Origin of the sequence: Actinoplanes sp. GCM10030250 (assembly GCF_042666575.1) — a bacterium.
Lineage (GTDB): Bacteria > Actinomycetota > Actinomycetes > Mycobacteriales > Micromonosporaceae > Actinoplanes.
The window spans coordinates 356,233-381,076 of the sequence record NZ_JBHTDO010000003.1 but is presented as its reverse complement, the minus strand read 5'-3'; the positions used below and the strand labels follow the sequence as shown (position 1 = coordinate 381,076).

The 24,844-nt window shown below is 69.9% G+C and carries 19 protein-coding genes and 1 pseudogene; 8 read left to right on the top strand and 12 right to left on the bottom strand.

Annotation, left to right across the window (positions count from 1 at the left end):
- Positions 1 to 143: 143 nt before the first annotated feature.
- The 4 genes from ACFQV6_RS07405 to ACFQV6_RS07390 are packed head-to-tail and all read right to left on the bottom strand — an operon-like array spanning position 144 to position 4,778.
- Positions 144 to 1,736: a GMC oxidoreductase gene (locus ACFQV6_RS07405; protein WP_378026584.1), complete on the bottom strand. Its 1,593-nt coding sequence runs from the start codon at positions 1,734 to 1,736 to the stop codon at positions 144 to 146.
- On the bottom strand, positions 1,733 to 2,884 hold the full coding sequence (locus ACFQV6_RS07400; protein WP_378026583.1) for a thiolase domain-containing protein: 1,152 nt from the start codon (positions 2,882 to 2,884) through the stop codon (positions 1,733 to 1,735). Before ACFQV6_RS07400 ends, ACFQV6_RS07405 begins: the two co-directional genes overlap by 4 nt.
- Positions 2,881 to 3,864 carry a thiolase domain-containing protein gene (locus tag ACFQV6_RS07395; protein ID WP_378026582.1) on the bottom strand — a complete coding sequence of 328 codons (984 nt, stop codon included), beginning with the start codon at positions 3,862 to 3,864 and terminating at the stop codon, positions 2,881 to 2,883. The genes ACFQV6_RS07400 and ACFQV6_RS07395 overlap by 4 nt, the downstream gene beginning before the upstream one ends.
- A complete protein-coding gene (locus ACFQV6_RS07390) occupies positions 3,861 to 4,778 on the bottom strand; it encodes a Zn-ribbon domain-containing OB-fold protein (protein ID WP_378026691.1) in 918 nt (305 codons plus the stop codon). The genes ACFQV6_RS07395 and ACFQV6_RS07390 overlap by 4 nt, the downstream gene beginning before the upstream one ends.
- A 101-nt stretch (positions 4,779 to 4,879) precedes the next feature.
- Between ACFQV6_RS07390 and ACFQV6_RS07385 the strand changes: the two genes are divergently transcribed.
- Together ACFQV6_RS07385 and ACFQV6_RS07380 are read left to right on the top strand one after the other, a co-directional pair.
- Positions 4,880 to 6,415 carry an acyl-CoA synthetase gene (locus ACFQV6_RS07385; RefSeq protein WP_378026581.1) on the top strand — a complete coding sequence of 512 codons (1,536 nt, stop codon included), beginning with the start codon at positions 4,880 to 4,882 and terminating at the stop codon, positions 6,413 to 6,415.
- 65 nt (positions 6,416 to 6,480) lie between these two features.
- Positions 6,481 to 9,906 (top strand): hypothetical protein, encoded by a 3,426-nt coding sequence (locus tag ACFQV6_RS07380; RefSeq protein WP_378026580.1) that lies wholly within the window; start codon positions 6,481 to 6,483, stop codon positions 9,904 to 9,906.
- On the opposite strand, the gene ACFQV6_RS07375 is transcribed toward ACFQV6_RS07380, so the two are convergent.
- On the bottom strand, positions 9,903 to 10,649 hold the full coding sequence (locus ACFQV6_RS07375) for an SAM-dependent methyltransferase (RefSeq protein ID WP_378026579.1): 747 nt from the start codon (positions 10,647 to 10,649) through the stop codon (positions 9,903 to 9,905). The two genes, ACFQV6_RS07380 and ACFQV6_RS07375, sit on opposite strands and share 4 nt — an antisense overlap.
- A 44-nt stretch (positions 10,650 to 10,693) precedes the next feature.
- Positions 10,694 to 11,473, bottom strand: a complete 780-nt coding sequence (locus ACFQV6_RS07370; RefSeq protein ID WP_378026578.1) for a crotonase/enoyl-CoA hydratase family protein — start codon at positions 11,471 to 11,473, stop codon at positions 10,694 to 10,696.
- A gap of 63 nt (positions 11,474 to 11,536) precedes the next feature.
- Here ACFQV6_RS07370 and ACFQV6_RS07365 point away from each other — a divergent pair.
- Positions 11,537 to 13,126 (top strand): annotated as a pseudogene (locus ACFQV6_RS07365) (acyl-CoA synthetase); the annotation flags it as partial.
- 130 nt (positions 13,127 to 13,256) lie between these two features.
- Complete coding sequence (locus ACFQV6_RS07360) at positions 13,257 to 14,351, top strand: NAD(P)H-dependent flavin oxidoreductase (protein WP_378026577.1); 1,095 nt, start codon at positions 13,257 to 13,259, stop codon at positions 14,349 to 14,351.
- A gap of 485 nt (positions 14,352 to 14,836) precedes the next feature.
- On the opposite strand, the gene ACFQV6_RS07355 is transcribed toward ACFQV6_RS07360, so the two are convergent.
- From ACFQV6_RS07355 to ACFQV6_RS07345, 3 genes are all read right to left on the bottom strand, one after another.
- Positions 14,837 to 15,040 (bottom strand): cold-shock protein, encoded by a 204-nt coding sequence (locus tag ACFQV6_RS07355; RefSeq protein ID WP_378026576.1) that lies wholly within the window; start codon positions 15,038 to 15,040, stop codon positions 14,837 to 14,839.
- 357 nt (positions 15,041 to 15,397) lie between these two features.
- On the bottom strand, positions 15,398 to 17,290 hold the full coding sequence (locus ACFQV6_RS07350; RefSeq protein WP_378026575.1) for an ABC transporter ATP-binding protein: 1,893 nt from the start codon (positions 17,288 to 17,290) through the stop codon (positions 15,398 to 15,400).
- Positions 17,291 to 17,376: 86 nt separating this feature from the next.
- Complete coding sequence (locus tag ACFQV6_RS07345) at positions 17,377 to 18,399, bottom strand: alcohol dehydrogenase catalytic domain-containing protein (RefSeq protein WP_378026690.1); 1,023 nt, start codon at positions 18,397 to 18,399, stop codon at positions 17,377 to 17,379.
- A 78-nt stretch (positions 18,400 to 18,477) separates the two neighbouring features.
- Here ACFQV6_RS07345 and ACFQV6_RS07340 point away from each other — a divergent pair, with 78 nt between their 5' ends.
- From ACFQV6_RS07340 to ACFQV6_RS07325, 4 genes are all read left to right on the top strand, one after another.
- Entirely contained in the window at positions 18,478 to 19,605 is a 1,128-nt protein-coding gene (locus ACFQV6_RS07340; RefSeq protein WP_378026574.1) for a hypothetical protein, read from the top strand.
- 2 nt (positions 19,606 to 19,607) lie between these two features.
- A complete protein-coding gene (locus ACFQV6_RS07335) occupies positions 19,608 to 20,384 on the top strand; it encodes an SDR family oxidoreductase (RefSeq protein WP_378026573.1) in 777 nt (258 codons plus the stop codon).
- A 152-nt stretch (positions 20,385 to 20,536) separates the two neighbouring features.
- The gene (locus tag ACFQV6_RS07330; RefSeq protein WP_378026572.1) at positions 20,537 to 21,598 is read left to right on the top strand and encodes a sulfotransferase family protein; all 1,062 of its coding nucleotides are present in this window, start codon (positions 20,537 to 20,539) and stop codon (positions 21,596 to 21,598) included.
- A gap of 70 nt (positions 21,599 to 21,668) precedes the next feature.
- On the top strand, positions 21,669 to 21,896 hold the full coding sequence (locus tag ACFQV6_RS07325) for a hypothetical protein (RefSeq protein WP_378026571.1): 228 nt from the start codon (positions 21,669 to 21,671) through the stop codon (positions 21,894 to 21,896).
- 39 nt (positions 21,897 to 21,935) lie between these two features.
- Here ACFQV6_RS07325 and ACFQV6_RS07320 read toward each other — a convergent pair whose 3' ends face one another.
- Genes ACFQV6_RS07320 through ACFQV6_RS07310 form a run of 3 tightly spaced genes read right to left on the bottom strand, consistent with a single transcriptional unit; the run spans position 21,936 to position 24,839 of the window.
- Complete coding sequence (locus ACFQV6_RS07320; protein ID WP_378026570.1) at positions 21,936 to 22,799, bottom strand: TIGR03619 family F420-dependent LLM class oxidoreductase; 864 nt, start codon at positions 22,797 to 22,799, stop codon at positions 21,936 to 21,938.
- On the bottom strand, positions 22,796 to 23,731 hold the full coding sequence (locus ACFQV6_RS07315; RefSeq protein ID WP_378026569.1) for an acyl-CoA dehydrogenase family protein: 936 nt from the start codon (positions 23,729 to 23,731) through the stop codon (positions 22,796 to 22,798). Before ACFQV6_RS07315 ends, ACFQV6_RS07320 begins: the two co-directional genes overlap by 4 nt.
- A gap of 7 nt (positions 23,732 to 23,738) precedes the next feature.
- Positions 23,739 to 24,839: an acyl-CoA dehydrogenase family protein gene (locus tag ACFQV6_RS07310; protein ID WP_378026568.1), complete on the bottom strand. Its 1,101-nt coding sequence runs from the start codon at positions 24,837 to 24,839 to the stop codon at positions 23,739 to 23,741.
- Between the last annotated feature and the right edge of the window lie 5 nt (positions 24,840 to 24,844).

Below are 24,844 nucleotides of genomic sequence, written 5' to 3'. Positions count from 1 at the left end.
ATCGATCTCCCCGTGTCAATCTTCGATGAGAGCCGATCCTATGTAGAACTGGCGGCGTGCGGATCCCCGTCGTGCAGCATTCCGGGTGACCATTCAAACCATTGACAAGCCTTCTTCGGTACGGGTGAGCCAACCGGCCCGGATCACGTCGTGTGCGATGCGAGAAAACGGTCCATGCACCGTTCCGCGTTGGCGGTGATGGTCAGTGACGGATTGGCCAGGGCGGCTGATCCGGGCAGCAGGGCACCGTCCACGCAGTACAGGTTCTGATAGCCGGCGACCCGGCCCTCGAAGTCGGTGGCCCGGCCCATCACGAGCCCGCCGAGCGGGTGATAGGTGTTGCGTGACCCCAGACCCATCCCGGTGTTCCGGTCGTAGCTCGGCAGCCCGCTGAGCAGGTGCCCCTTGCTGCCCTCGGTCTGCCACCACAGCCGGGTGGCCAGGTCCCGCCCCGCCTTGTCCGAGGACGTCTCCATCTCCCCGTAAGGCCAGTACACCTTGCCGGCACCGGTGGCCGCGTCGTACCGGATCTCGCCGCGCTCCGAGGCCAGGCTCGTGATCAGGTGTGCGGTGGTCGACGGCAGCCAGGACGGGATGGGCGCGGCTTCCCACGCCATGGACGCTTGGGCGTACGGATTGCTGTCATCGTAGAAACGGACATTGCCCGGCCCGCCCTGCGCGCTCCCCACGTTCTTGCGCAGCGCGAGTCGCGCCACCAGGAAGTCACCGTTGTTGCCCCATCCCTTGCCCACCTCGGTGCTCGTCAGCCGCGGCAGCCGGCCCTTGGCGCGCGAGGTGAGCAGCAGTGACGTGCTGCCCAGCGACCCGGCGGCGAGGAACAGGAACTCGCACGGCAGCGTCTTTGTCCCCAGGACCGTTCCCCGCTCGTCGATCTGCCGGCAGGCCACCTCGAACCGTTCCTGGCCGGAGACCTCACGGATCTCGGTGACCTCGTGCAACGGCATCACGGTGACGTTGCCGGTCGCCTCCGCCCAGGCGAGATAGTTGCGGTCGACGCTGTTCTTCGCGCCGGAGTTGCTGCCGAACGGTCCCTCGCCGATGGTGTGGCAGGCCGGCGCACGGCCCTCGAGTTCGGCGCGGATGACGTCCCAGTTCACCCCGAACGGCACCGGTACGGCAGTCCGCCCGAACTCCGCGACATATTCGAGCCAGGCGCGTGCTCCGGCGTACCGGGAATGGTTTTGAACGTCGGCCGGAATGGTCGCGGTGCCCAGGTTCTGCCGCGCGCGCGGCCAATAGGTGTTCTCGAAGTCGGTGTAGGACAGTTCAGCCGGATAGACCTTCTCCCAGTCCGCCCGGCGCGGCTGGGGCATGAACAACCCGATCACCAGCGACCCGCCGCCCACCCCGGCACCGCACATGACCTGGATGCCGTCGCCGACGTGTTTCTGGATCAGCCCGGCACGGCGCTCGATGGTCTTGCTGGTGTCCAGGCCGAGCGGGGGCTTGTCGCCGAACCAGGCGCACCGCCAGTCGGGGTTGCTGATCGTGCAGAACGTCGTCCCGGATCCGTCGACGGTCCAGCGGCGTCCGCGTTCCAGAACGGTCACCACCATCCCGGCCTGCGCCAGCCGGTACGCCGTGACCGCACCGCCGAACCCGCTCCCGATGATCACCGCCGTGCGGCCCCGCAGCGACGGAGCCGCCAGGGCCGGAAGCTGAGCCACGGCTCCCAGCGAACCTAGGCGCAGAACGGTGCGACGACTGATGTTCACGGCTGCCTCCCGACCACCCACATGGAGAAGAACTGAGATCCCCCGCCGTACGCGTGCCCCAGCGCCGTCCCGGCCCCGGTCACCTGGTGTTCGCCGGCCCGTCCCATCACCTGCATGGCCGCCTCGGCGAACCGCAGCAGCCCGGACGCGCCGATCGGGTTGGAGCAGAGCACCCCGCCGGACGGGTTCACCGGCAGCGCACCGCCGATCCGGGTCTCGCCGGCCTCGACGAGCTTCCAGCCCTGTCCCGGCCCGACGAAGCCGAGGTTCTCCAGCCACATCGGCTCGAACCAGGAGAAGGGCACGTAGATCTCGGCCGCGTCGATCTCGGTCAGCGGGTCGGTGACGCCGGCCAGCGACCAGAGCGCCTGCGCGGCCTCGGCACCGGCGCGGGGGTTGACGTGGTCCTTACCGGCGAAGAACGTCGGCTCGGTTCGCATGGCCGTCGCCCGGATCCACGCCACCTGCCGGTCGCTGCCCTCGGCGGCCTGCTGATCGCCGATCACGACAGCGCAGGCGCCGTCGGACGACGGGCAGGTCTCGTCGTAGCGAACCGGGTCCCACAGCATCGGCGACGCCTGCACCGACTCCAGGGAGATCTCCGGCTGGCGCAGGTGGGCGTACGGGTTGAGCGCACCGTTGCGCCGATCCTTCACGGCCACCAGCGCCCCGATGTGCGCAGGCGCGCCGAACCGCCTGATGTAGGAGCGGATGTGCGGTGCGAAGTAGCCGCCCGCACCGGCACCGATCGGCGCGGTGAACGGCGGCTGGATCGACAGCGCCCACATCGCGTTCGACTCGGACTGCTTCTCGAACGCCACCGCCAGCACCCGCCGGTGCACCCCGGCCCGGATCAGGCTGGTGGCCACCAGCGCCGTCGCCCCGCCCACCGACCCGGCCGTGTGCACCCGCAGCAGCGGCTTCCCGGCCGCGCCGATCGCGCCGGCCAGGAACAGTTCGGGCATCATCACGCCCTCGAACAGGTCCGGCGCCTTGCCGAGGACCACCGCGTCGATCTGCGCCCAGTCGGTTCCGGAGTCGGCCAGCGCGCGGTCGATCGCCTCCCGGCACAGGCCGGCCATCGAGACGTCGGTGCGCCGGGTGCGGTGTTCGGTCTGCCCGGTTCCGAGAACGGCGGCGCGTCTCATCGGCCCTCCAGGACACAGATCAGGTTCTGCTGCAAAGCGGGTCCGCTGGTGGCGTGCCCGGCCACCCTGCTGAATTTCCCGGACATCACGGAGGAGGCGGCAGCGCCGATCCTGGACAGACCCGCGGAGAACATCGCCTCCGGGCCGAAGCCGCGGCTGTCCGGAATGTCCAGCGCGGCCCGCAGCAGCAACTCCTGGTGCGTGAAGGGAGCGTGCAGGACGACCGACTGCACGTCGCCGTCCAGGCCGGCGTCGCGGGCGGCGGCGGTCGCCGACGGGACCGTGGTCAGGTCGCGCTCGCCGAGACCCGGCGGATCGATGCGGTGCGCGATCCCGGAGATCCAGGCGGGCCGGTCGCGGTGCCGCCGGGCGCGGTCACCGGCGGCCAGCACGATCGCCGCCGCGCCGTCGCTGACCGGCGCGACGTCGTGCTCACGCAGCGGGTCCGAGAGGTACGGCTGGGCAAGCAGGTCGTCGACCTCGGCGCCGTGTGACGTGGCCGCCACCGACGCCATGTCCCGCTCGGTGAACATTCCGGCGTCCAGGGCCAACCGGGCCTGTAGCGCCGCCACACTGATCGAATCCGGCCAGAGCGGCGCTGCCGTGTAGGGGTCGAGCTGGAGCGCGAGAATCCGGTGCAGGTCGCCGGCGGTGGACTTGCCGAAGCCGTACACCAGGGCGGTCTCCGCCTCTCCGGCGAGGATCTTGAGGTACGCCTCGTACAGCGCCCACGCCGCGTCCATCTCCACGTGCGACTCGCTGATCGGCGGGACGGCACCTATCGCGTCCACCGCGTTGACGAACGAGAACGCCCGCCCGGCCAGGTAGTCCGACGAACCGGAGCACCAGAAGTCGACGTCGCGCCGCTCGAGCCCGGCCTGCCGCAGCGCCTGCTCGAAGACCGGGACCAGGGTCTCCACGCCGCTCGTGGTGAGCGACTGATCGGACTGGGCGAAGCCGATGACGGCGACGGCGTTCACAGGTGCTCCGCGTACGACTCGTAGGGTGCGTCCGGCTCACCGGCCGGCTCGAAGTGCGCGATGTTCTCCGGTGTCGTGGACCACTGCTCCCGGTCGCGCCAGACCGCCGCCACCCGCAGGCCCATCCGCACCTGATCGGCTGCCACGCCGAGGACCAGGTGCGAGATCGGGATGTCCGCGCCGTCCAGCAAGATTTGCGCGACGGCATAGGGCGGGTTCAGCCGCTGCCCCGCGAACGGGACGTTCACCACGCAGAACGTCGTCACTGTGCCGCGGTCGGGCAGGTCCACCACCTCGCCGGTCGGCACACCGTCGGCGGGGCAGACGCGCGGGGGGACGTACACCTTCCGGCAGGCCGGGCAGCGCTGGCCGATCAGCCGCCCCTCGGCCAGGGCCCGCAGGTAGCGGTCCTCCTCCTCCGAGGTGGTGTGCCGGTAGTGCAGCCGGATCGGCGTCGTCATGATCGTCACGGGCTCACCGGCCCGCTCGGAATGGGGTTCCGGCGAACCCGGCTCGAAGCACTCGATGTCGCGGATGTGTCCCGTGCGCTCCGCGGCCCAGCGGATCCGCACCCGCAGGCCGGTGCGCAGGTTCGCCTTCGCGCCCGCGTCGACCGCGTGCAGCAGGGGGGTGTCGGCCCCGTCGAGCAGCACCAGTGCCCACCCGAACGGCCGGTCCAGCGGCTGGCCCTCCCGCGGCTCTTCGGTCCACGTCCAGCTGACCACCGTGCCGCCGCTGCCGACCTCGACCAGCTCGGTGAGCGGCGCGTGGGTGACCGGGTCGTACTCCAGCGGCGGCACGTGCACGCGCCCATCCGCTGTCGGCGTGCCGAGCACCCGGCGGTCGCGCAGGCCCGCCATGAACCGGCCCAGCACGGGCCCGAGCGAGCGCGTGTAGTCGAAGGCGATGGTCATCGGAGCTTCCACGCCGTTGAGTGAAACACGTTCCAATATTGAACGGCAAGCACGTACTGCGGAGCCTTTTCGATAGATGGAACGAGTTATAGAGTCTCGGCATGACCGGCATCGGGATGTGGACCATCGCACGGGATTCGCCCCAGCTCGCGGCCATCGTCGATCCGGACGGCCGGACGATCACCTACGGCGAGCTGGCCTCCGAGGCCGACCGCATCGCGCGTGGCCTGCGCGAGGCCGGGCTCGGTGCCGGCGACACGGTGGCGCTGCTGCTGCCCAACGGCGCGGACATGCTCACCGCCTACTTCGCCGCCGCGCAGATCGGACTGCACGTCGTACCCCTGAACTGGCATTTGACCGCCGCCGAGCTCGGCTACATCGTCAGCGACAGCGGCGCGCGGGCCTTCATCGCCCACGAGCGGTTCGCCGGCGCCGCACCGGCCGCCGGCTCCTCAGCCGCCTCCCGCTTCGCGGTCGGCCACATCCCGGGCTTCGCCCCTTTGAGCACGCTCGGCGCGGGCGGATCAGGAAGACCCGATTCCCGTACGCTCGGCGCGCTCATGGTTTACACCTCCGGCACCTCCGGCCGGCCCAAAGGGGTGCGCCGCCCGCTGCTCGGCCTCGACCCGGACGACGTGCCACCCGTCTCGCTCTGGTTCTTCGGGCTGTTCGGCCTCCGCCCCTTCGACGATCACGTGCATCTGTGCTGCTCACCGCTCTACCACACGGCGGTGATGAACTTCGCCGTCATCTCGATCCAGTTCGGCCACACCGTCGTCGTGATGGACCACTGGGACGCCGCCCAGTTCCTCCGCCTCGTCGACCGGCATCGCGTCACCCACAGCCACATGGTCCCCACCCAGTTCCGCCGCCTGCTGGCACTGCCCGCCGACGTCCGCGCCGCCTCCGACGTCACCTCGATGCGCGCGATGATCCACGGCGCCGCGCCGTGCCCCCAGCCGGTCAAACGCGACATGCTCGACTGGTGGGGCCCCGTGGTGATCGAGTACTACGCCGCCTCCGAGGGCGGCGGCACCCTGATCACCGCCCCCGAGTGGCTCCAGCGCCCCGGCTCGGTCGGCCGCGCCTGGCCCGGCTCCCGCGTCCGCGTCCTCGACGACGACGGCAAGGACACCCCGCCCGGCGAGCCCGGCCAGGTCTACCTCCAGATGGGCGACGCCACCTTCGAATATCACGGCGACGCCGAGAAGACCCGGGCCTCCTGGCGGGACCGCATGTTCACCGTCGGCGACATCGGCTACCTCGACGACGAGGGCTACCTCTACCTCTGCGACCGCGCGAGCGACGTCATCATCACCGGCGGCGTCAACGTCTACCCCGCCGAGATCGAGGCCGAGCTCACCGTCCACCCCGCCGTCGCCGACGCCGCCGTCTTCGGCATCCCCCACGACGAGTGGGGCGAGGAGATCAAAGCCGTCGTCCAGCCCGGCCCGCACGCCACCCCGGGCCCCCCGCTCACCGAGGACCTGCTCATGTTCCTCGCCGCCCGCCTGGCGAAGTTCAAGCTTCCCCGCACCATCGACTACGTCACCGAGCTTCCGCGCGACCCGAACGGCAAGCTCTACAAGCGCCTCCTGCGCGACCCGTACTGGTCCGGCCGCGACCGCGCCATCTGAGGAGTCCATTCTCATCACCCGTTCGTTGTATGGCACCGTGAGCGCGGGTCTCTACTGTGGGTCTGGTGCTTTCAGGCTGGCCGCGACAGCGCCTTCTCCGGTGGATCGCCCTGTTGTCCGCGGCGGGCTTCGTCCTCTGCTTCCTGCTCGCCGGTCTCACTGGCATCGAGCTGGACTCGATGGTGGGTGCCCTCGGCGCGGTCTTCGGCGCCGTCAGCATCCTGCTGACCGTCCTCCAGCTGTCGGCTCCGGGCCCACCGGGACCGATCGGAGCGGTCGCGGACGACCTGGCCGGCCGGGTGCGGTCCACCTGGCTCGCCGAGGCCGCCGCCCGCGATCTGCACGGCTCCGGCGTGCTGCCGCTCTCCTGGGACGGCGCGGACGATCTGGTGGGCGGATCGGGTGTGAAGGTCAGCCCCGGACGGCTCGACGGCGACTTCGACACCGCGATGAGGAGCCTGGCCACCGCCTACCGGGCGATCCCGGACGGGCGCCTCGTCGTGCTCGGCGAGCCGGGGGCCGGCAAGACCGTCATCGCGCTTCTGCTGACCCTCGGGCTCCTCGAGCGCCGCGGTTCCGGCGAGCCGGTGCCGGTGCTGCTGTCGCTCTCGTCCTGGGACCCCACGAGCGTCTCGCTGGAAACCTGGATCACGAAGACACTCGCGGCCACCTACTACGACGGCACCTCCACGGTTCCCCGTGACCTGCTGATCCAGGGGCTGCTGCTGCCCGTCCTGGACGGTCTCGACGAGATACCGGAGGCGGCCCGGGCGATCGCGGTCAGCGGCATCAACAAAGCGAACGGCGGCAAGCGCCCGGTCGTCCTCACCTGCCGGCTCGCCGAGTTCGTCGACGTGGTCGACGGTGGCGGACCCGTCCTGCGCCGGGCGGCCCCGGTCCGGGTCTGCCCGGTCGACGCCGACGACGTGGTGAACTACATCGCGGCCGGCGACAACCCCGGCTGGAAGCGGGTCTTCGCCGAGCTGCGCCGTGATCCGCACGGCCCGCTCGCCGGGACGTTCCGCAGCCCGCTGATGGTCGCCGTCGCCCGCACCACCTACGCCCACGAAGGCACTGATCCGGCCGAGCTGCTCGGTTTCGATGGCCGCTACGACCTGGAGAACCACCTGCTTGACAAGCTGGTGGAGACCGCGTGCCCGGAGCACCGGCAGCGCCGCTACCTCACCTACCTGGCGCGCCACCTGCACGGCTCCAGGGCGCGCGATCTCATCTGGTGGCAGCTGTCCGACCAGGTGAAGGAGAGTTCCAGTTTATGGATCGGCATCGCTGCCGCCGGCCTCGCTTTCGCGCTGCCCTCCTACTGGCTGATCCGGCTCTTCTCGGTCCCCCTCCAGGATGTCGCCCCCGCCTGGTCGGCGGCGATCTTCGCGTGTCTCGTCCTGGGGGGAATGGCGCTCGGGCGCACGACATATCCGCCCGGCCGGCTCGCGTTCTCGATGCCCCGATTCGGCTCGGGACGGAGCAGGGCCGCCGAGATGGCCGGCTCGTTCGCGTTCGCCATGGCAGTCGCTGTTCCCCTGTTGTTCCTCGTTCCGGGTCAGGGGTGGTCGTACTTCCGGGTGAGCGCCTACACGGCCACCGTCGCCGCAGCGCTTGCCGCCTGGGCAGTCGCGCGGATCGGTGTCGCGGCGCATGACAGCGTCAGCCATCCGCCGAAGCAGGCCCGGAACGCCGAACCGCTCGTTCTGCTCCGCGACGACCGTGCATCGGCGCTGGCAGGTGCCGCTCTGTCCGCTGTCGTGGTTGCGGCCGGTGTTCCCCTGGCCGGCCTGTTCGTCGTCCTGTGCGGTTTCCTCGCACAGACGCTGACCGGCTGGCCCGGTGAGCCGGGCCGGCCGGACCTCACCCTCCTCGCCGCCGACCTGTGGAACGACGTAACGCCGGATCGGTATCAGAACCACCCGGAACTGCTCGCTCTGTTCAGCCTGCTGGCCGGGCTGTGCTTCGGCGTGACCCTGCTGATGACCCGGACCTGGACCCGCTTCCTGATTCTGCGATCCGCGCTTGCCCTCCAGCAACGCCTGCCTTTCCGGTTGCTGACCTTCCTGGAGGACGCGCGTGCTCGGCATCTGTTGCGCCGGTCGGGCGGCGTCTACCAGTTCCGGCACGTCCGTCTGCAGGAGAGGCTGGCGACCCAGGAACCGCCGACTGGCCTCGGCGATCCGGAGCATCGTGGTTCCGTCGTTCAGAAGCTGTGGCGCCTGGCTACCGAGCCGGCGCTCATCGTCACGCTGATCGGTGCGGCTGTCCTCGCGGTCTGGTCGGTAGCTGTCGAGACGCCGCGAGTGAACTCCTCCGGCGTGCTGACCGGGCTCGACGAAGACGTGGCCGAGATCGTCACGACGGCGGACGGGCATACGGTGGTGGCCGCCGGTAACGGGCATGTCGGGGCCTGGCATGCCGACCGGCACGAACCACTCATGCGGATCACCGACAGGGGCGGGATCGGCGTCATGGCGGTGGCGCCGGACGGCCGGACAGTCGCCTTCGCCGGTGAAGACCGGAACAATGCCGGACTGTGGCAGACCGGCACCGGTGAGCGGGTGGCGCCGCTGGATCCGGGTGGTGCGACGACAGCCATCTCCTACGGGTCCGACGGGCGGTTCCTCGCCACGGTGACGGGCGGCGGAGTCGCCAGGGTCTGGGACGCCGACTCCGGTGCGCGGGTGGACGAGGTCGACGTTCTGCGGGGTGCCACCACCGGCCTCGTGTTCGCGCCGGACGGGAAATCGTTCGCTGCATTCAGCGCCGAGGACGAACGGCTTCTGCTCCGCCACCCGGGGAATCACGCCGCGGATCGGCTGCTGTCGGTCTCGGCGGACGACGTGGGTGATGTCGCCTTCGCCCCGAAGGGTGACCTGTTGGCGGCCACGGACGGCCGGACCGTGCGCCTGTGGAACTCGCGAACCGGGAAACCGGTGCGCGATCTCACCGGCGAATCCGAGGTCCGGGACCTCGTCTTCGCGCCCGGCGGCGGCACCGTGGCCGCGCGGACGAGCGGAGGCGCAATCCTGTGGGACGTGCTGACGGGCAAGGTCCAGCAGCGTCTCACCGTCCCCGGCACACAGGATCAGCTGGGCATCGTCAGGTTCAGCGCCGACGGACGGCTCGCCGCGGCGGCGGTCAGCTTCGCCGAGGAGGGCTCCATCGAGACCGGTGTCCGGTTGTGGGACCTGCGGACCGGCCGTGTGGTGGCCGACATGCTCTCCGGCAATCGGTTCGACAGCGGCGCCGATCCGGAGGACGTCCGCGAGTGGTGGTGGGCGTTCAGCCCGGACGGTGGCCTCATCGCGATGCCGGAGAACGGCGACGACGTCGCCGTGCTGCGCGAGACCACCACCGGCCAGGTCGTCCGCCGGCTGAGCGGCCACACCGGCAACGTGACGGCCGGGATCTTCACGCCGGACGGCCGGACGCTGCTAACCGGCAGCACCGACCACACCGTCCGCCGGTGGGCACTGTCCGACTAGCCCGGCGACCGGTTCTTCCGTGCGGTGATCAGGGTGAAGCCGAGCAGCTCACCCGCGTCCTTCTCCAACATGTCGATGACCGACTGGGACGGTTCGGGACAGGCGCGGGTCCAGAGCAGCCAGTCCCGCCAGCCGTCCTCCTGCAACCGCGCCGACGTCACCGTCACCAGCTCGGTGATCTCCCACTGGAACCGCCACCACTGCGGCGTGTGCCAGGCGAGCGCCTCCCAGCCGACGACGTCCCTGATGTGCTGCGGGATGAACCCGAGCTCACGGACCTCCCTGGTCATGCCGGGGGTCGCCATGCCGAGCTGCCCACCCGGACGGAGAAATCGCATGAGGTACGGCAGATAGCTGTCCGCCGTACCGAAGTACTCGAACGCGTCGATGCTGAGGATCGCGTCGAACGACTCCTCCTCGAACGGCAGCTGGTGCGCCTCCGCGTGCACCGCCTCCACCCGGTCACCGACGCCGGCCGCGGAGAACACCTCGGCGGCCTGTTCGGCGGGAACCCACCAGTCCGAGGCGACGACGTTCACGCCGTACTCCCGGGCCAGGAACACCGATGTCGCGCCCCGGCCGGAGCCGAGGTCGAGGACCCGCATGCCGGGGCGCAGGTCGAGGTCTCGCATCAGGTCCTCGAGGAGCCACAGCGGGTGCGGGCCCATGTCCAGGCTCAGCACCCAGGACTGGTCGTATCGGGACGAGCGGGGGTAACGGTCCGGGCGTACGAGGCTGTCCACGACGGCGAGCCAAGCGACCCGGCGGGAGATCGGCAACCGATTTATCAGCGCCCGTGGAAGTCGGGACGTCGCTTTTCGAGAAAGGCGCGCGGCCCCTCCTTGGCGTCTTCGCTGGTGAACACCTGCATCCCGATCTTCGACTCGACGGCGAACGCCTCGTTCTCGGGCATCCCCTCGGTCTCCCGGATGGTGCGCAGGATCGCCTGCACGGCAAGGGGACCGTTGGCGGCGATCTGCGACGCCAGTTCGAGCGCCTTGGCCAGCGCCTGGCCGTCCGGTACGACGTGCCCGATCAGGCCCGCCGTGAAAGCCTCGGCAGCGGTCAGGTGCCGTCCGGTGAGGAGCAGGTCGGCCGCCACCGTGTACGGCAACTGGCGAGGCAGCCGCACCGCGGAACCACCCAGCGGGAACAGTCCCCAGCGCGCCTCCGAGACGCCGAACCGGGCGCTCTCACCGGCCACCCGCACGTCGGTGGCCTGCAGGATCTCGGTACCGCCGGCGACGGCCGGTCCCTCCACGGCGGCGATCAGCGGCTTGCTCAGCCGGCGGCCCTTGAGCAGCGCGTCGATCCGGGACAGGTCGACGGCTCCGTTGCCGAAGTCGTCGCCGGGATGGGACTCGGTCATCGCCCGCAGGTCGGCGCCGGCGCAGAACGAGCCGCCCGCACCGGTGAGGATCGCGACGCGGATCGCCGGGTCGGCGTCGACCCGGTCCCAGGCCTCGCGCATCACGGCCATCATCTCGGGGGAGAGGGCGTTGCGGACGTGCGGCCGGTTCATCGTGACGATCAGGATCGGTCCGCGCTGTTCGACGAGGGCATCCACCGGGTTCTCCTCAGATCGCCTACGGGGCTTGCCCGGAACGATAACAGGTTCTACTTTCTGGGGATGGCGGCCAATATTGCGGACCTGTTCGAGCACGCGGTCGACGCCTTTCCCGACCGTGTCGCGGTGGCCTGCGGCGCGCGTGAACTGACATACGCGGAGCTGGAGGACGCAGCCAACCGCCTCGCCCACTTCCTGCAAGATCATGGAGTGGCCGAGGGCGACCACATCGGACTGTACGCGGGCAACTCGATCGAGGCCGTGGTGTCCATGATCGCGGTGTACAAGCTGCGCGCCGTGGTGGTCAACGTCAACTACCGGTACGTCGAGAACGAGTTGCAATATCTCTTCGCCGACGCCGAGCTCAAGGCCCTGATCCACGACCGCGGGTTCGCCGCCCGGGTCGCCGCGGTGCTGCCCTCCGCGCCAGGCCTGCACACCGTCGTCACCCTGCCGGACGGCACCACCGATGACGCCGCTGGAACGCCGTACGAGGAGGCCCTCGCCGCCGGCCAACCCGGCCGTGACTTCGGCGAACGCTCCGGCGACGACATCTACCTGCTCTACACCGGCGGCACCACGGGCTATCCGAAGGGCGTCATCTGGCGGCACGAGGACGTGTGGCGGGTGCTCGGCGGCGGCATCGACTTCCTCTCCGGCGTACCGCTCGAGGACGAGTGGGCGCAGACGAAACGCGGCACCGAGATGCCACCGATGACCCGCTTCTGCCTGGCCCCGCTGATCCACGGCAACGCACAGTGGGCCGCCCTCGCCGCGCTCTTCGGCGGCGACACCGTCGTCGTACTGGCGCACTTCGACCCCGCCGAGGTCTGGCGGACCATCGAGGAACGCCAGGTCAACGTGGTGGTGCTGATCGGCGACGCGATGGCCCGCCCGATCATCGAGGAGTTCCTGGCGAACAAGCACGACGGCTCGTCGCTGGTCTCCGTCTCCTCCAGCGCGGCCCTGTTCTCCCCGTCGGTGAAACGCCAGTATTTGGAGGCGCTGCCCGGCGTCATGATCACCGACGCGATCGGCTCCTCGGAGACCGGTTTCGCCGGTCTCGGTATCGTCGCCGACGTCGAGGGCGGCGCGGTCGACGGCCCCCGCGTGATGCCCGGCCCGAACACCATCGTCATCGATGAATACGGCAGGAAGGCGCCATCGGGCGTGATCGGCAGGCTCGCCCGCGGCGGTCATGTCCCGCTCGGCTACTACAAGGATCCGGTCAAGACCGCCGCCCTGCTCACCGAGGTGGACGGCGCCCGCTACGCGATTCCCGGCGATCTGGCGCGGCTCGAGGAAGACGGCACCATAACGCTGCTGGGCCGAGGCAACACCTGCATCAACACGGGCGGGGAGAAGGTTTTCCCCGAGGAGGTGGAGGGTGCGCTGAAGGCGCATCCGGACGTCTTCGACGCCCTGGTGATAGGCGCTCCGGACGATCTGCTGGGCCAGCGGGTGGTCGCTCTTGTCCAACCCCGATCAGGGGTACGCCTAGAGCTCGACAATCTCGAACTCCACGTCCGCAAACGGATCGCCGGATACAAGGTCCCCCGCCACGTCTGGCTCGTCGACCAGATCTCCCGCACCATCAGCGGCAAAGCCGATTACCGGTGGGCTCACGAATACGCCCGCTCCCACGCCACTTCCCACACCGCCTCCCACACCAGTTCTCCCGGCACTTCTCCTCCCGCTTCTCCTCCCACGTCGCCCACCGTTTCGCCGGGCGCTTCTCCCGCTGTTTCTCCCGCTGCTTTCCCTGCTGACGGAGGCGCCGGCCGTGCGAACTGACCTCTGCGACCTGCTCGGCATCGACGTCCCGATCGTCGGGTTCAGCCCGTCCGAGCACGTGGTCGCCGCGATCAGCAAGGCGGGCGGGCTCGGCGTCCTCGGCTGCGTACGCTTCAACGACGCCGACGAACTCGACCAGGTCCTCACCTGGCTCGACCGTGAGCTCGACGGCCGCCCGTACGGGGTGGACATCGTCATGCCCGGCAAGATCCCGACCGAGGGCACCCCCGCGGACCTCAACGAGCTGATCCCACCCGGACATCGCGACTTCGTCGAGCGGACCCTGATGCGGCTGGGCGTACCCCCACTGGGTGTGGACGAGTCCCGCCGTGCCGGGGTGCTGGGGTGGTTGCATTCGGTCGCCCGTACCCATGTGGAGGTCGCACTCACCCACCCGCCGCGACTGATCGCCAACGCCCTCGGCCCGCCGCCCGCCGACGTGATCGACCACGCCCACCGCAACGGCCTGCTGGTCGCCGCCCTGGCCGGCCGCGCCGATCACGCCCGCAGCCACCTGGCCGGAGGCGTCGATCTGGTGGTGGCACAGGGCTACGAGGCCGGTGGTCACACCGGCGAGATCGGCAGCATGGTTCTGATCCCCGAGATCGTCGACGCCGTCGGAGCCGAGATCCCGGTCCTGGCCGCCGGCGGCATAGGCAGCGGCCGCCAGATCGCCGCGGCTCTGGCACTGGGCGCCCGCGGCGTCTGGATGGGCTCGGTGTGGCTGGGCACGGCCGAATATCAGACCAGCCAGGCCCTGCGCGAGGCCCTCCTGGCCGCGGGTTCCAGCGACACCGTGCGCAGCCGCATCTACACCGGGAAGCCCGCCCGCCTCCTGCGCAACCGCTGGACCGAGGCCTGGAACGACCCGTCGGCTCCCCAGCCCCTGCCGATGCCGCTCCAGAACCTCCTGGTCTCGCAGGCCCACGACCGCCTGATGGAATCCGGCGATCCAACGGTGGTCCCGATGCCCGTGGGCCAGATCGTCGGCCGCATGAACGAGGTCCGCCCCGTCGCCGCAGTCCTCACCGACCTCATCACCGAAGCCGACGAAACCCTCGCCCGCCTCGCCAAACTCACCTGACCACCAGCCCCACCCGATCCGACCGGCGCACGCGGTGTGACCTTGCGGCGAGCAGGCGCACACGGTGTGACCTCGCGGCGAGCAGACGCACACGGTGCGACCTCGCGGCGAGCAGGCGCACACGGTGCGACCCGGCGGCGCGAGCCGACGCACACGGTGTGACCTCGCGGCGAGCAGACGCACACGGTGCGACCGGCTGGGGGGAAACGGGCGCGCGCGTTGGGGTTGTGTGTGCGTTTACCCATGTCAGGGGCCTTGTCAGAGCGCACGGAACCCCAATGTGTGCGGCTACCCCAGCTGGTCAGACGTGCTGCCCACCGGGTCGCACCGTGTGCGCCCACTCGCCCCGCCCGGTCGCACCGTGTGCGGCTGCTGCCCTGCGCCGCAGCACCGTGTGCGCCTGCTTGCCCCGGCCGGCGTCCCCGCCCGGCCCGGGGTGCAAAAAACGGCGGCCTCCCGCAGGGGAGGCCGCCGTCAAAGTTGGATCAGAGGGGGCGGATGTTCTCCGCCTGCAGGCCCTTGGCGCCCTGCGTCACGTCGAACTCGACGCGCTGGTTCTCCTCGAGGGTGCGGAAGCCGCTCGTGGCGATCGCGGAGAAGTGGGCGAAGACGTCACCCTCGCCGCTGTCCTGGGTGATGAAGCCGAAGCCCTTGTCGCCGTTGAACCACTTCACGGTACCGGTGGCCATGATGTTTCTCCTCGCAAGCTACTGAGGCCCCGCACCGTGCGGAACCTCGCGTCGCCGCATTTGATGACCACCACCGGGCGAACCCGGGTACCGACGAAAAAAGCCCGACGGGAAACAGATCACCAGTCAGGCGTCAAAACGTCTTCGGAAATCAAAACTGCAACACAGTCAACCTAGCACAGAACCACGACCAGCGTGCTCCCGCCTGCGACGGCCCGCTGAACCAGTCGAGCCGCCGCAGACGGAAAATCCGGGAAATCGAGAGATTTGCAGATCAGGTGGGTCGCCAACCGTAACACGGATTCGATTTCATAGACGTGATATGGATCTCTGAGAATGCAATTCCCGGCCGGATGATCAGTTCGATGCGGCCAGGTGATCGGCGACTTTTCCCTGGTCGAACTGGGTGCGGTAGAGCTCGGTGTAGCGCCCGTCAGCGGCGAGCAATTCGGCGTGAGTGCCTCTTTCGACCACGCGGCCCTCTTCGATGACAAGGATCTGGTCGGCGGCGCGAACTGTGGAAAGGCGATGGGCGATGACCACTGCTGTCCGGCCGGTGAGGGCTTCGCCGAGGGCGGCCTGCACCGCCTGTTCGGAGGTGGAGTCCAGGTGGGCGGTCGCCTCGTCGAGGACCACCACCCGGGGGCGGGCGAGGAGCAGGCGGGCGATGGTGAGGCGCTGCCGTTCCCCGCCGGAGAGGCGGTAGCCGCGTTCGCCGATGACGGTGTCGAGGCCGTCGGGCAGGGACTCGACCAGGTCGGCGATGCGGGCCCGGCGCAGCACCTCCCAGATCTCCTCTTCGGTCGCTGTGGGGTTGGCGAGCAGGAGGTTGGCGCGGACCGAGTCGTGGAAGAGGTGACCGTCCTGGGTGACCATGCCGAGGGTCTGGCGCAGGGAGGCGGCGGTCACGTCGCGGACGTCGACGCCGGCCAGGCGCACGGCGCCCTCGCCGGTGTCGTAGAGGCGGGGGAGCAGGGAGGCCATCGTGGACTTGCCGGCGCCGGAGGAGCCGACCAGCGCGATCATCTGGCCCGGTTCGGCGCGGAACGACACGTCGTGCAGGACCTCGACACCACCGCGGGTGTCCAGCGTCGCGACCTCCTCCAGCGAGGCGAGCGAGACCTTGTCGGCCGACGGGTACGCGAACCGCACCGCGTCGAACTCCACCGACACCGGACCGTCGGGGACCGGGCGGGCGTCCGGCTTCTCCTCGATCAGCGGTTTGAGGTCGAGCACCTCGAAGACCCGCTCGAAGCTGACGAGGGCGCTCATCACCTCCACGCGGGCGCTGGCCAGCGAGGTCAGCGGTGCGTAGAGGCGGGTGAGCAGGATGGCGAGGGCCACGACGGCGCCCGGCTCCAGCTGCCCGCGCAGCGCGTAGTAACCGCCGAGGCCGTAGACCAGGGCGGTGGCGACACCGGAGACCGACACCAGCGCGGTCAGGAACACCCATTGGGCCATCGCGGTGCGTACCCCGATGTCCCGCACCCGGCTCGCGCGCGCGGCGAACTCGGCCGACTCGGCACCGGGCCGGCCGTAGAGCTTGACGAGCGTCGCGCCCGGCGCCGAGAACCGCTCGGTCATCTGCGTGTTCATCGCGGCGTTGTGCTCAGCCGCCTCCCGCTCCAGCTTGGCCAGGCGGCCACCGGTCCGGCGGGCGGGCAGCACGAAGACCGGCAGCAGGAGCAGCGACAGCAGCGTGATCTGCCACGAGATGCCGATCATCACGATCAGCGTGAGGACCAGGCCGACGATGTTGCCGACCACGCCGGAGAGGGTGTCGCTGAACGCCCGCTGCGCGCCGATGACGTCGTTGTTGAGGCGGCTGACCAGGGCGCCCGTCCGGGTACGCGTGAAGAACGCGACAGGCATCTTCTGCACATGATCGAACACCGCGGTACGCAGGTGGAGGATCAGCCCCTCACCGATGTTCGAGGAGAACCACCGCTGCACCAGCCCGAGACCGGACTCGAGCAACGCGAACACCCCGATCGCCACGGCCAGCCCGATCACCAGATCGGTGTCCTTGCCGTCGACGATCGCGTCCACCGCCCGGCCGGCCAGTACCGGTATGGCCACGGCCAGGAACGCCGCGACCACGCTCACTATCAGGAACCCGGTCAGCGCGCGCCGATGCGGCCGGGCGAACCGCGCGATCCGGCGCAGCGTCGCGAGCTTGAACGGTCGTTTGTCGTCCTGCTGGTTCATGGCGTGATACATCGAGTTCCACGCCGCCATCTCCATGCTCATACCGGCAAGGTGCCACCTCACCCGAGGTTCAGGTCAAGCCAGTTTCCCTGGCCGATTCCCGTCAGTTCCCGACTCCGGCAAGGGAATCAGCCGTCGCGCGAGTTGTCGTCGACCATGATCACGGCGCGGCCGGCCAGTGTCCCGGCGGCGAGCTGCGCATAGGCCTGATCGATCTCCGCGAAGGGGAACGGGACGACCTGGTTGCGGATGGCGCCGGCCCGGGCCAGGGCGACCACCTCCTGCGCGTCGGCGATCGACGACCCCTGGAAGGTGAACACCGCACCGTCGCGGGGCAGCGTCCCGAACCACGGCGCGGTCAGCCGCCCGCCCGCCGACCCGATCAGCCCGAACGCCCCGCCGGGCCGCACCGCCCTGATGCCCGCCGCGATCGTGTCGTCGGTGCCCACGAAATCGAGGACCGCTTCGAAACGGGTGCGGTCGAGGGACGCGAGCGCGGAGGTGGCTCCGACCGCGACCGCGTGGTCCCGGCGGTCGGCGGACGGATCCACGGCGACGACCGAGGCTCCACTGAGCACCCGCAGGAACTGCACCGCGAAGGCGCCCAGCCCGCCGGCACCCACGACCGCGACGCGCCCGCCCGCACCGAGGAGGGGTAGGACCCGTCGCACAGCGTGATACGCCGTCGCGCCGGCGTCCATCAGGGGACCAGCGTGCGACGGATCGAGATCACCGAGCGGCACCACACCGCGCCGTGCGTCGGCGAGCACAAAATCGGCCAGGCCGCCGTCTCGCCCGTACCCCCGGCCGGTGAGACTGTGCGGACACATGCTGTCGTGGCCCCGCACGCAGGAGTGGCAGCTGCCGCAGCTGGCGGGTGAGATCAGCGCGACCGCCTCGCCCGGGGTGAGCCCCTCGACGCCCGCGCCCAGCGCGGCCACCCGGCCGGCCGTCTCGTGACCGAGCGTGAACGGCATCCGCCAGCCGAGCTTCTCGCCGACGATCTGCGGCATCTGCCGCATCGTCAGGTCGGAGCGGCACAGGCCGCAGCCCGCCACCCGCACCAGGACCTCGCCGGGCCCGGGTGCCGGCACCGGCACGGTGGTCGCTCGCGGCGGCTCGCCCCAACCGGTCATCCGGTACGCACGCATCGATTCCACTGGAACACGTTATCGCAAGAATCAGCAGCGACGTTGACCTAATATTAGAACTCGTTCTAGGCTCCGGACATGCTCACGCAGCCGCTTGCGGAAGCCATCACGGCCGCCGAGAAGATCATCACCGGCGCGCCGCACGTGCTCGGCGACACCGACCTCGTCGAGGGCTACGAATACCTGGCCGGCAGCATCCGGGCCTCGATCCAGATGGCCTGGGCGTTCGAGCGGGATTTCCCCTACTTCGTCCGATCCACCGGGCCCTACACGAAGATGGGCCTGGACAACCCGGACACCCTCTACTTTCACGCCTGGTTACGTGACGACGCCGAGTACGTCGTCACCGGCGTCCGCGGCAGCACCGTCGACCTGAGCTTCCAGACCCTGGACGGTGACTACTCGCCGGTCGAGGTGCCGGGCAGCCTCGCCGCCTTCGACGACCGCGAGATCGACATCGCGCCGGATGGCTCGTACACGATCAAAATCGGTCCGGCGCCGAAGGCGGCAATGCTCGTGGTCCGCGAGGTCTTCAACGACTGGGCCGTGGAACGGCCCGGCACGCTGCGCATCCACCGGCCCGACACGATCGGCTCGGCGCCGCGGCCACTCACCCTCGAGAAGACCACCCAGCGGTACGGCGTAGCGGGCAAAATCCTGATCTCGAGGCTGCGGACGTTCCTCGCCTTCGCCGAACGGTTCTACCTCGGCCTGCCGGTCAACACGCTCACGCCGCCGCGGCCGACCCCCGGCGGACTGTCCACCCAGTACTCGTCAGTCGGGCACTACGACCTGGACGACGACCAGGCCATGATCGTCACGGTGCCCGCGTCCGACGCCCCCTACCAGGGCATTCAGCTCGGCAGCATGTGGTACGTCTCGCTGGACTACATCAACCACCAGACCAGCCTCACCGCGGCGCAGGCGCGCATCGACCCGGACGGGCTGATCCGGTATGTGATCAGCGAGCGGAACCCCGGCGTCACCAACTGGCTGGAGCGCACCGGGCACCGCCGCGGTTACGTGCAGTTGCGCTGGCAGCGGCTGTCCCGCCCGCTCCTCGACACCGACGGCCCGAAGGTCGAGATCGTCGCCGTGGACGACCTGCCGAAGCGGTTGCCGTTCTACGAGGCGATCAGCGAACAGGAGTACCGGGAGCGGATCGCCGCGCGCCAGGCCGCCACCGCGAACCGGATGCTGGGGTAGTCGTGCTACTCGCCGGAAAGGTGGTACTCGTCGCCGGGGTCGGTCCCGGCCTGGGCCAGGCGATCGCGATCCGCGCCGCGCAGAACGGTGCCGACGTGGTGCTCGCCGCCCGTACGGAATCGCTGCTCACCGAGGTCGCCGGCAAGATCGCCGCGACCGGCCACCGTGCGCTGCCGGTGCCGGCCGATCTGGCTGACGAGACCGCCGTGGCGCGGCTGGTGGAGGCCGCCGTGACCGAGTTCGGGCGGATCGACGCGCTGGTGCAGAACGCCTTCGCGATGCCGCCGATGCGCAGCCTGACCAGGGTGGACCTCGACGACCTGCGGTCCGGCTTCGACGTCAACGTGCTCGCCGCACTGAACACGATCCGGCTGTGCGCCCCGGCCCTGATCGAGGCCGGCGGCGCGGTCGTGGTGGTCAACTCGGCGGTGCTGCGGCACTCCCGTAAGCCGTTCGGGCCGTACAAGGTGGTGAAGGCGGGGTTGCTGGCGGTCGCGCAGAACTTGGCGAGTGAGCTCGGGCCGAAGGGCGTACGGGTCAACTCGGTGCTGCCCGGCTGGATCTGGTCGGACGTGCTGCGGGCCTGGTTCGAGTATCAGGCGGCGGAGCGGGGGGTGCCCGCTCGGCAGATCTACGACGAGGTGGCGGCCACCACCGACCTGCGGCGGCTCCCGGAACCGGACGAGGTCGCCGACGCGGTGCTGTTCCTCGCCTCCGACATGGCGCGCGCGGTGACCGGGGCGTGCCTCGACGTCAACTGCGGGGAGTTCCACCATTGAGCAATTTTCAACCCGGCATCGGGCCTGAAGCCGCCGGGCCGTTGTCCGGCGCCGGCGGCCGAGGCCCTCGCCACGTTGAAAAAGGCTCATTGACAGCCAGTGAGCGGACCGACGTCGGCACGGTCGAGGACCTGCACGCCTCGGCGACGCGGATGACCGGCCTGGACGACTTCGGGGGCGGGGACGACTATCTGTCCGGGCTGCGGGTGCTGCTTTCCGCGTACGCGAATCAGGCGAGCCTGACCCCCGCCGGCAGCAAGCAGACCCGCGGCCTGCTGCGCTCCGCCCTGGTCTCCCGCCTGCTGGCGGAGGCCGCCTGGCGGCAGCACCCGGAGCATGCCGACGTCGCGCTGCCGCGACCGATTTTTGTCACCGGCCTGCCGCGCACCGGGACCACGGCCCTGCACCGGCTCCTGACCGCCGACCCCGCCCACCAGGGCCCCGAACACTGGCTCACCGAAGTTCCGCAACCACGCCCGCCGCGCGCCACCTGGGACGACCATCCGGTCTTCGCGCTGATGAGAGCGGCCTATGCCGACCATCCGGAGCTCACGGGCATCCACTACATGGGCCCTGAGCAGGTCGAAGAGTGCTGGCGGATCTTCTGCCAGTCGATGACCTCGGTGTCGTTCGAGTGCACCGCGCACATCCCGTCCTACTCGGCGTGGCTGGCCGGCCACGACTGGACGGCGGCCTACCGCAGGCATCGCCGCAACCTCCAGCTGATCGGCCTGCCGGATCAGGGGCGGCGCTGGGTGCTGAAGAACCCGAGCCATCTGTTCGCCCTGAATGCCCTGCTCACGGTCTATCCGGACGCGGTGATCATCCAGACGCACCGGGATCCGCGCACGGCCATCGCGTCGGTGTGCAGCCTCAACGCGCATGCGGCGCGGGGGTGGTCGAGCGTGTTTCAAGGGGAGGTGGTGGGGCGGGCGCAGTTGGAGCTTTGGGCGCGTGGGCTGCGCCGCTTTCGTGCGGATCGGGCCGGGTATGACCCGGCGCAATTCATCGACGTGCGCTATGCGGACTTTGTCGCGGATCCGATGGGGACAATTGCCACGATCTACGATCGTCTGGGGGTCGGGCTCAGTGCGGCGGCGCGGGCTGCAATGCAGGAAAATCTTGGGGGTACGCGGGAAGCGCACCGCTACGACCTGGCCGATTTCGGGCTGACGGCGGCGGACGTGGACGAGGCGTTCGACGGTGTTTCTTGAGCTCGGCTTCGGTCAGCTTGCCGCTTGCTGGTGGAGCTCGGAGGACGGTTGCGGCCGATACGCTCTCGCCATGAACCCTGAGCCGGTGCAGGTGTGGGATCTGCGGGTGACCATGGAGATGGCTCGGCAGATTCGGGTGTGGCGGGTCGAGGAGGAGTGTTCCCACCGGGTGCTCGCGGGGCTCGCTGATGAGGCCTGGGGCAGTGCTACCGGCGGGAATCAGCTCTTCGGCGAGGATTTGTGCATCGCCAGCGCAAAGATGCACGGTGAGAGCGTCGACAGTGAGCTTTGGCAATGAACCTTGCCGGCAAGTGTCTCTGCCCTCGCTGAAAGTTTGTCACGCGGCCATCGGGCTGATTATCTCCTCGGCGAAGCGGTGGAGGGCTTTGCGCTTCTCCTCCAGCGGGGCGTCGAAGCGGCGCCACGGGACCACGATGGCGTCGGTTACGCCGATGGATTCCTGGGCGCGGTAACCGTCGAGGCCGAAGCGGTCGATGCACACTGCCTGGATCTCGAAGGGGCGGTCGGCGCGGCCGTAGGAGGTTCGGAGTTCGGTGAGCTGGTCGATGGTCGTGCGCAGGTCGTCGAACTTCATCATGGCCGAGGACCAGCCGTCGCCGATGCGGGCGGCTCGGCGGAGGGCGGGGTCGGTGTGGCCGCCGATGTAGAAGGGGACGGGTTCGGTGGGTGCGGGGCTCATCTGGAGTTTCTCGAAGTCGAAGTGCTTGCCGTGAAACTCGGTCATGCCGCCGGCGAGGATCTGGCGCAGCACTTCGATGGCCTCGTCGGCGCGGCGGCCGCGGTCCCGGAACGGGGTGCCGCACCAGTGGGATTCCTCCGGTGACCAGCCCAGGCCGACGCCGAGGCCGAAGCGGTTGCCGGTCAGGTTGGCCACCGAGCCGACCTGCCTGGCCAGTAGTACCGGATTGCGCGGGTCGAGTTTGAGGACCTGGGTGTAGAAGCGGATCCGGGTGGTGACGGCGCCCATCGCGGCGGCGGCCACCATCGGGTCGACCCAGGGGGTGTCGGCGTCCCAGAAACGGCGGCCGTCGGGTGTGTAGGGGTAGGAGGCGGACACGTGTTCCGAGTAGAAGAGCGAGTCGGGCAGGGCGATCGAGGTGAACCCGGCCTCCTCGGCGATGCGGGCGAGTTCGGTGAGCTGGTCGAGGGGGCTCAGGGCGATACCCAGGGAGAATTTCACGTCAGCACCTCGGAAAGGGCTAGCAGTTGGGCGGTCGCGCCGCCGAGGAGGAACTCGTGGTACTTGGCGGCCAGGAAGTACCGGTGCAGCGGGTAGTCCAGGTCGATGCCGACGCCGCCGTGCACGTGGACCGCGGTGTGCAGGACCCGGTGCCCGGCCTCGGCCGCCCAGAAGCCGGCCGTGGCCACCTCGGCGGTGGCGGATTGGCCGGCTTCGAGGTGGGAGACGGCCTGCCGGAGGGCGACGCGTAGGGCCTCGACGTCGATGTAGGCGTCGGCCAGGCGCTGGGAGACGGCCTGGAAGGAGCCGATCGGTTTGCCGAACTGGACCCTGGTTCGGGCGTAGTCGGCGGTCATCTCCAGGGCACGTTCGACCACGCCCAGTTGGTAGGCGGCGGCGCCGACGGTCAGGCGGGCTCGCATCCAGCCGGCGGCGGTGGGGCCGGCGATGTGGGGAGCCGTGGGCAGTGGGGAGCGCAGGATGCCGGTGCCGGTGCCGCCCTCGACGTGCTCGGGTTCTATCGAGAGGCCGGGACCCAGGAGGAAGAGCCCGGATGAGGAAGGGACGAGGACGGCGGTGGGTGACGGGACGATGCCGTGGACCAGCGGGGCTTGCGAGGGAGCGGCATCAGCAAGGGCCAGGGCCAGGACTGTGGCGTTCTGGTAGGTGAACGACGGGTCGAAGTGGGCCAGGGTCGAGGCCGCGGTGGTGATCGAGGTCAGGTAGGGGACCGGGGAGGCGTGGCGGCCGAGTTCGGTGAGGATGGCTGACTGTTCGAGGAGGCCGAAGCCCTCACCGCCGGATTGTTTGGGCAGGGCAGCGGTCAGGACGCCTGCGTCGGCCAGCGCGGGCCAGAGTGGGCGGCCCGAGCCGGCCAGGTCTCGGGTGAGGGTGGCCAGTTCGTGGGCCTCGCCGCTGAGCTCGAAATCCATGGGGCTCCTATCGCCGGACCGGGAGGTTGAGGGCGCCGGCGGCGATGATGTCGCGCTGGACCTCGTTGGTGCCGCCGCCGAAGGTGAGGATCAGGGCGGCTCGGTGCATGCGCTCGATGCGGCCGGACAGGAGGGAGCCGGGGGAGTCGTCGCGGATCAGGGCGGCTGGGCCGAGGACTTCCATCAGGAGGCGGTAGGCCTCGATCGCGAGTTCGGTGCCGTAGACCTTGCCGGCGCTGGCCTGGTAGGGGGACAGGGCCGCCGAGGAGGCCGCCACGCGCCAGTTGAAGAGCTTCAGGGCCTCGGTTCGGGCGTGTACGCGGGCCAGGTGCAGGCGGACCCACTCGTGGCGGATCGTTCCGGTGGACCTGGCCCACGCGGTCACTTCGCGGAGGGCGCGCTGTAGCGGGGCGGCCGGGGTCAGGGCCACCCGTTCGTGGTTGAGCTGGTTGGTGATCAGGCGCCAGCCCTGGTTCTCCTCACCCACCAGGGCGGAGACCGGTACGCGGACGTCCTCGTAGTAGGTGGCGCTGGTGGAGTGGCCGGCGACGGTGTGGACCGGGGTCCAGGAGAAGCCGGGGGAGTCGGTCGGGACGATCAGGATCGACAGGCCGCGGTGGCGTTCGGCGGACGGGTCGGTGCGGCAGGCCAGCCAGATGTAGTCGGCGTACTGGATGAGGCTGGTCCACATCTTCTGGCCGTTGATCACGTAGTGGTCGCCGTCGCGGACGGCGCGGGTGCGCAGGGCGGCCAGGTCGGTGCCGGCTTCCGGTTCGGAGTAGCCGATGGAGAAGTGCACCTCGCCGGCGGCGATCCGGGGGAGCAGGCCGGCCTTCTGCTCGGGGGTGCCGTGCCGGGCGATGGTCGGCGCCACGGTGTAAAGGGTCAGGAAGGGCACCGGGACGTCGGCCAGGGCCGCCTCCTCGGCGAAGATGAGCTGGTCCATGAGGGAACGGCCGTCGGTGGTCAGCCAGCCGTCGCGGCCCAGCCGCCGGATCGCCTCGCGGTAGCTCGAGCTGTCGTCCAGGGAGAAGTCGGGAAACTCCGAGAAGTAGTCCCGCAGTCGTGCGCGCAGCTGATCCTGTTCCGGCGTGTAGCCCACCTGCATGAGTC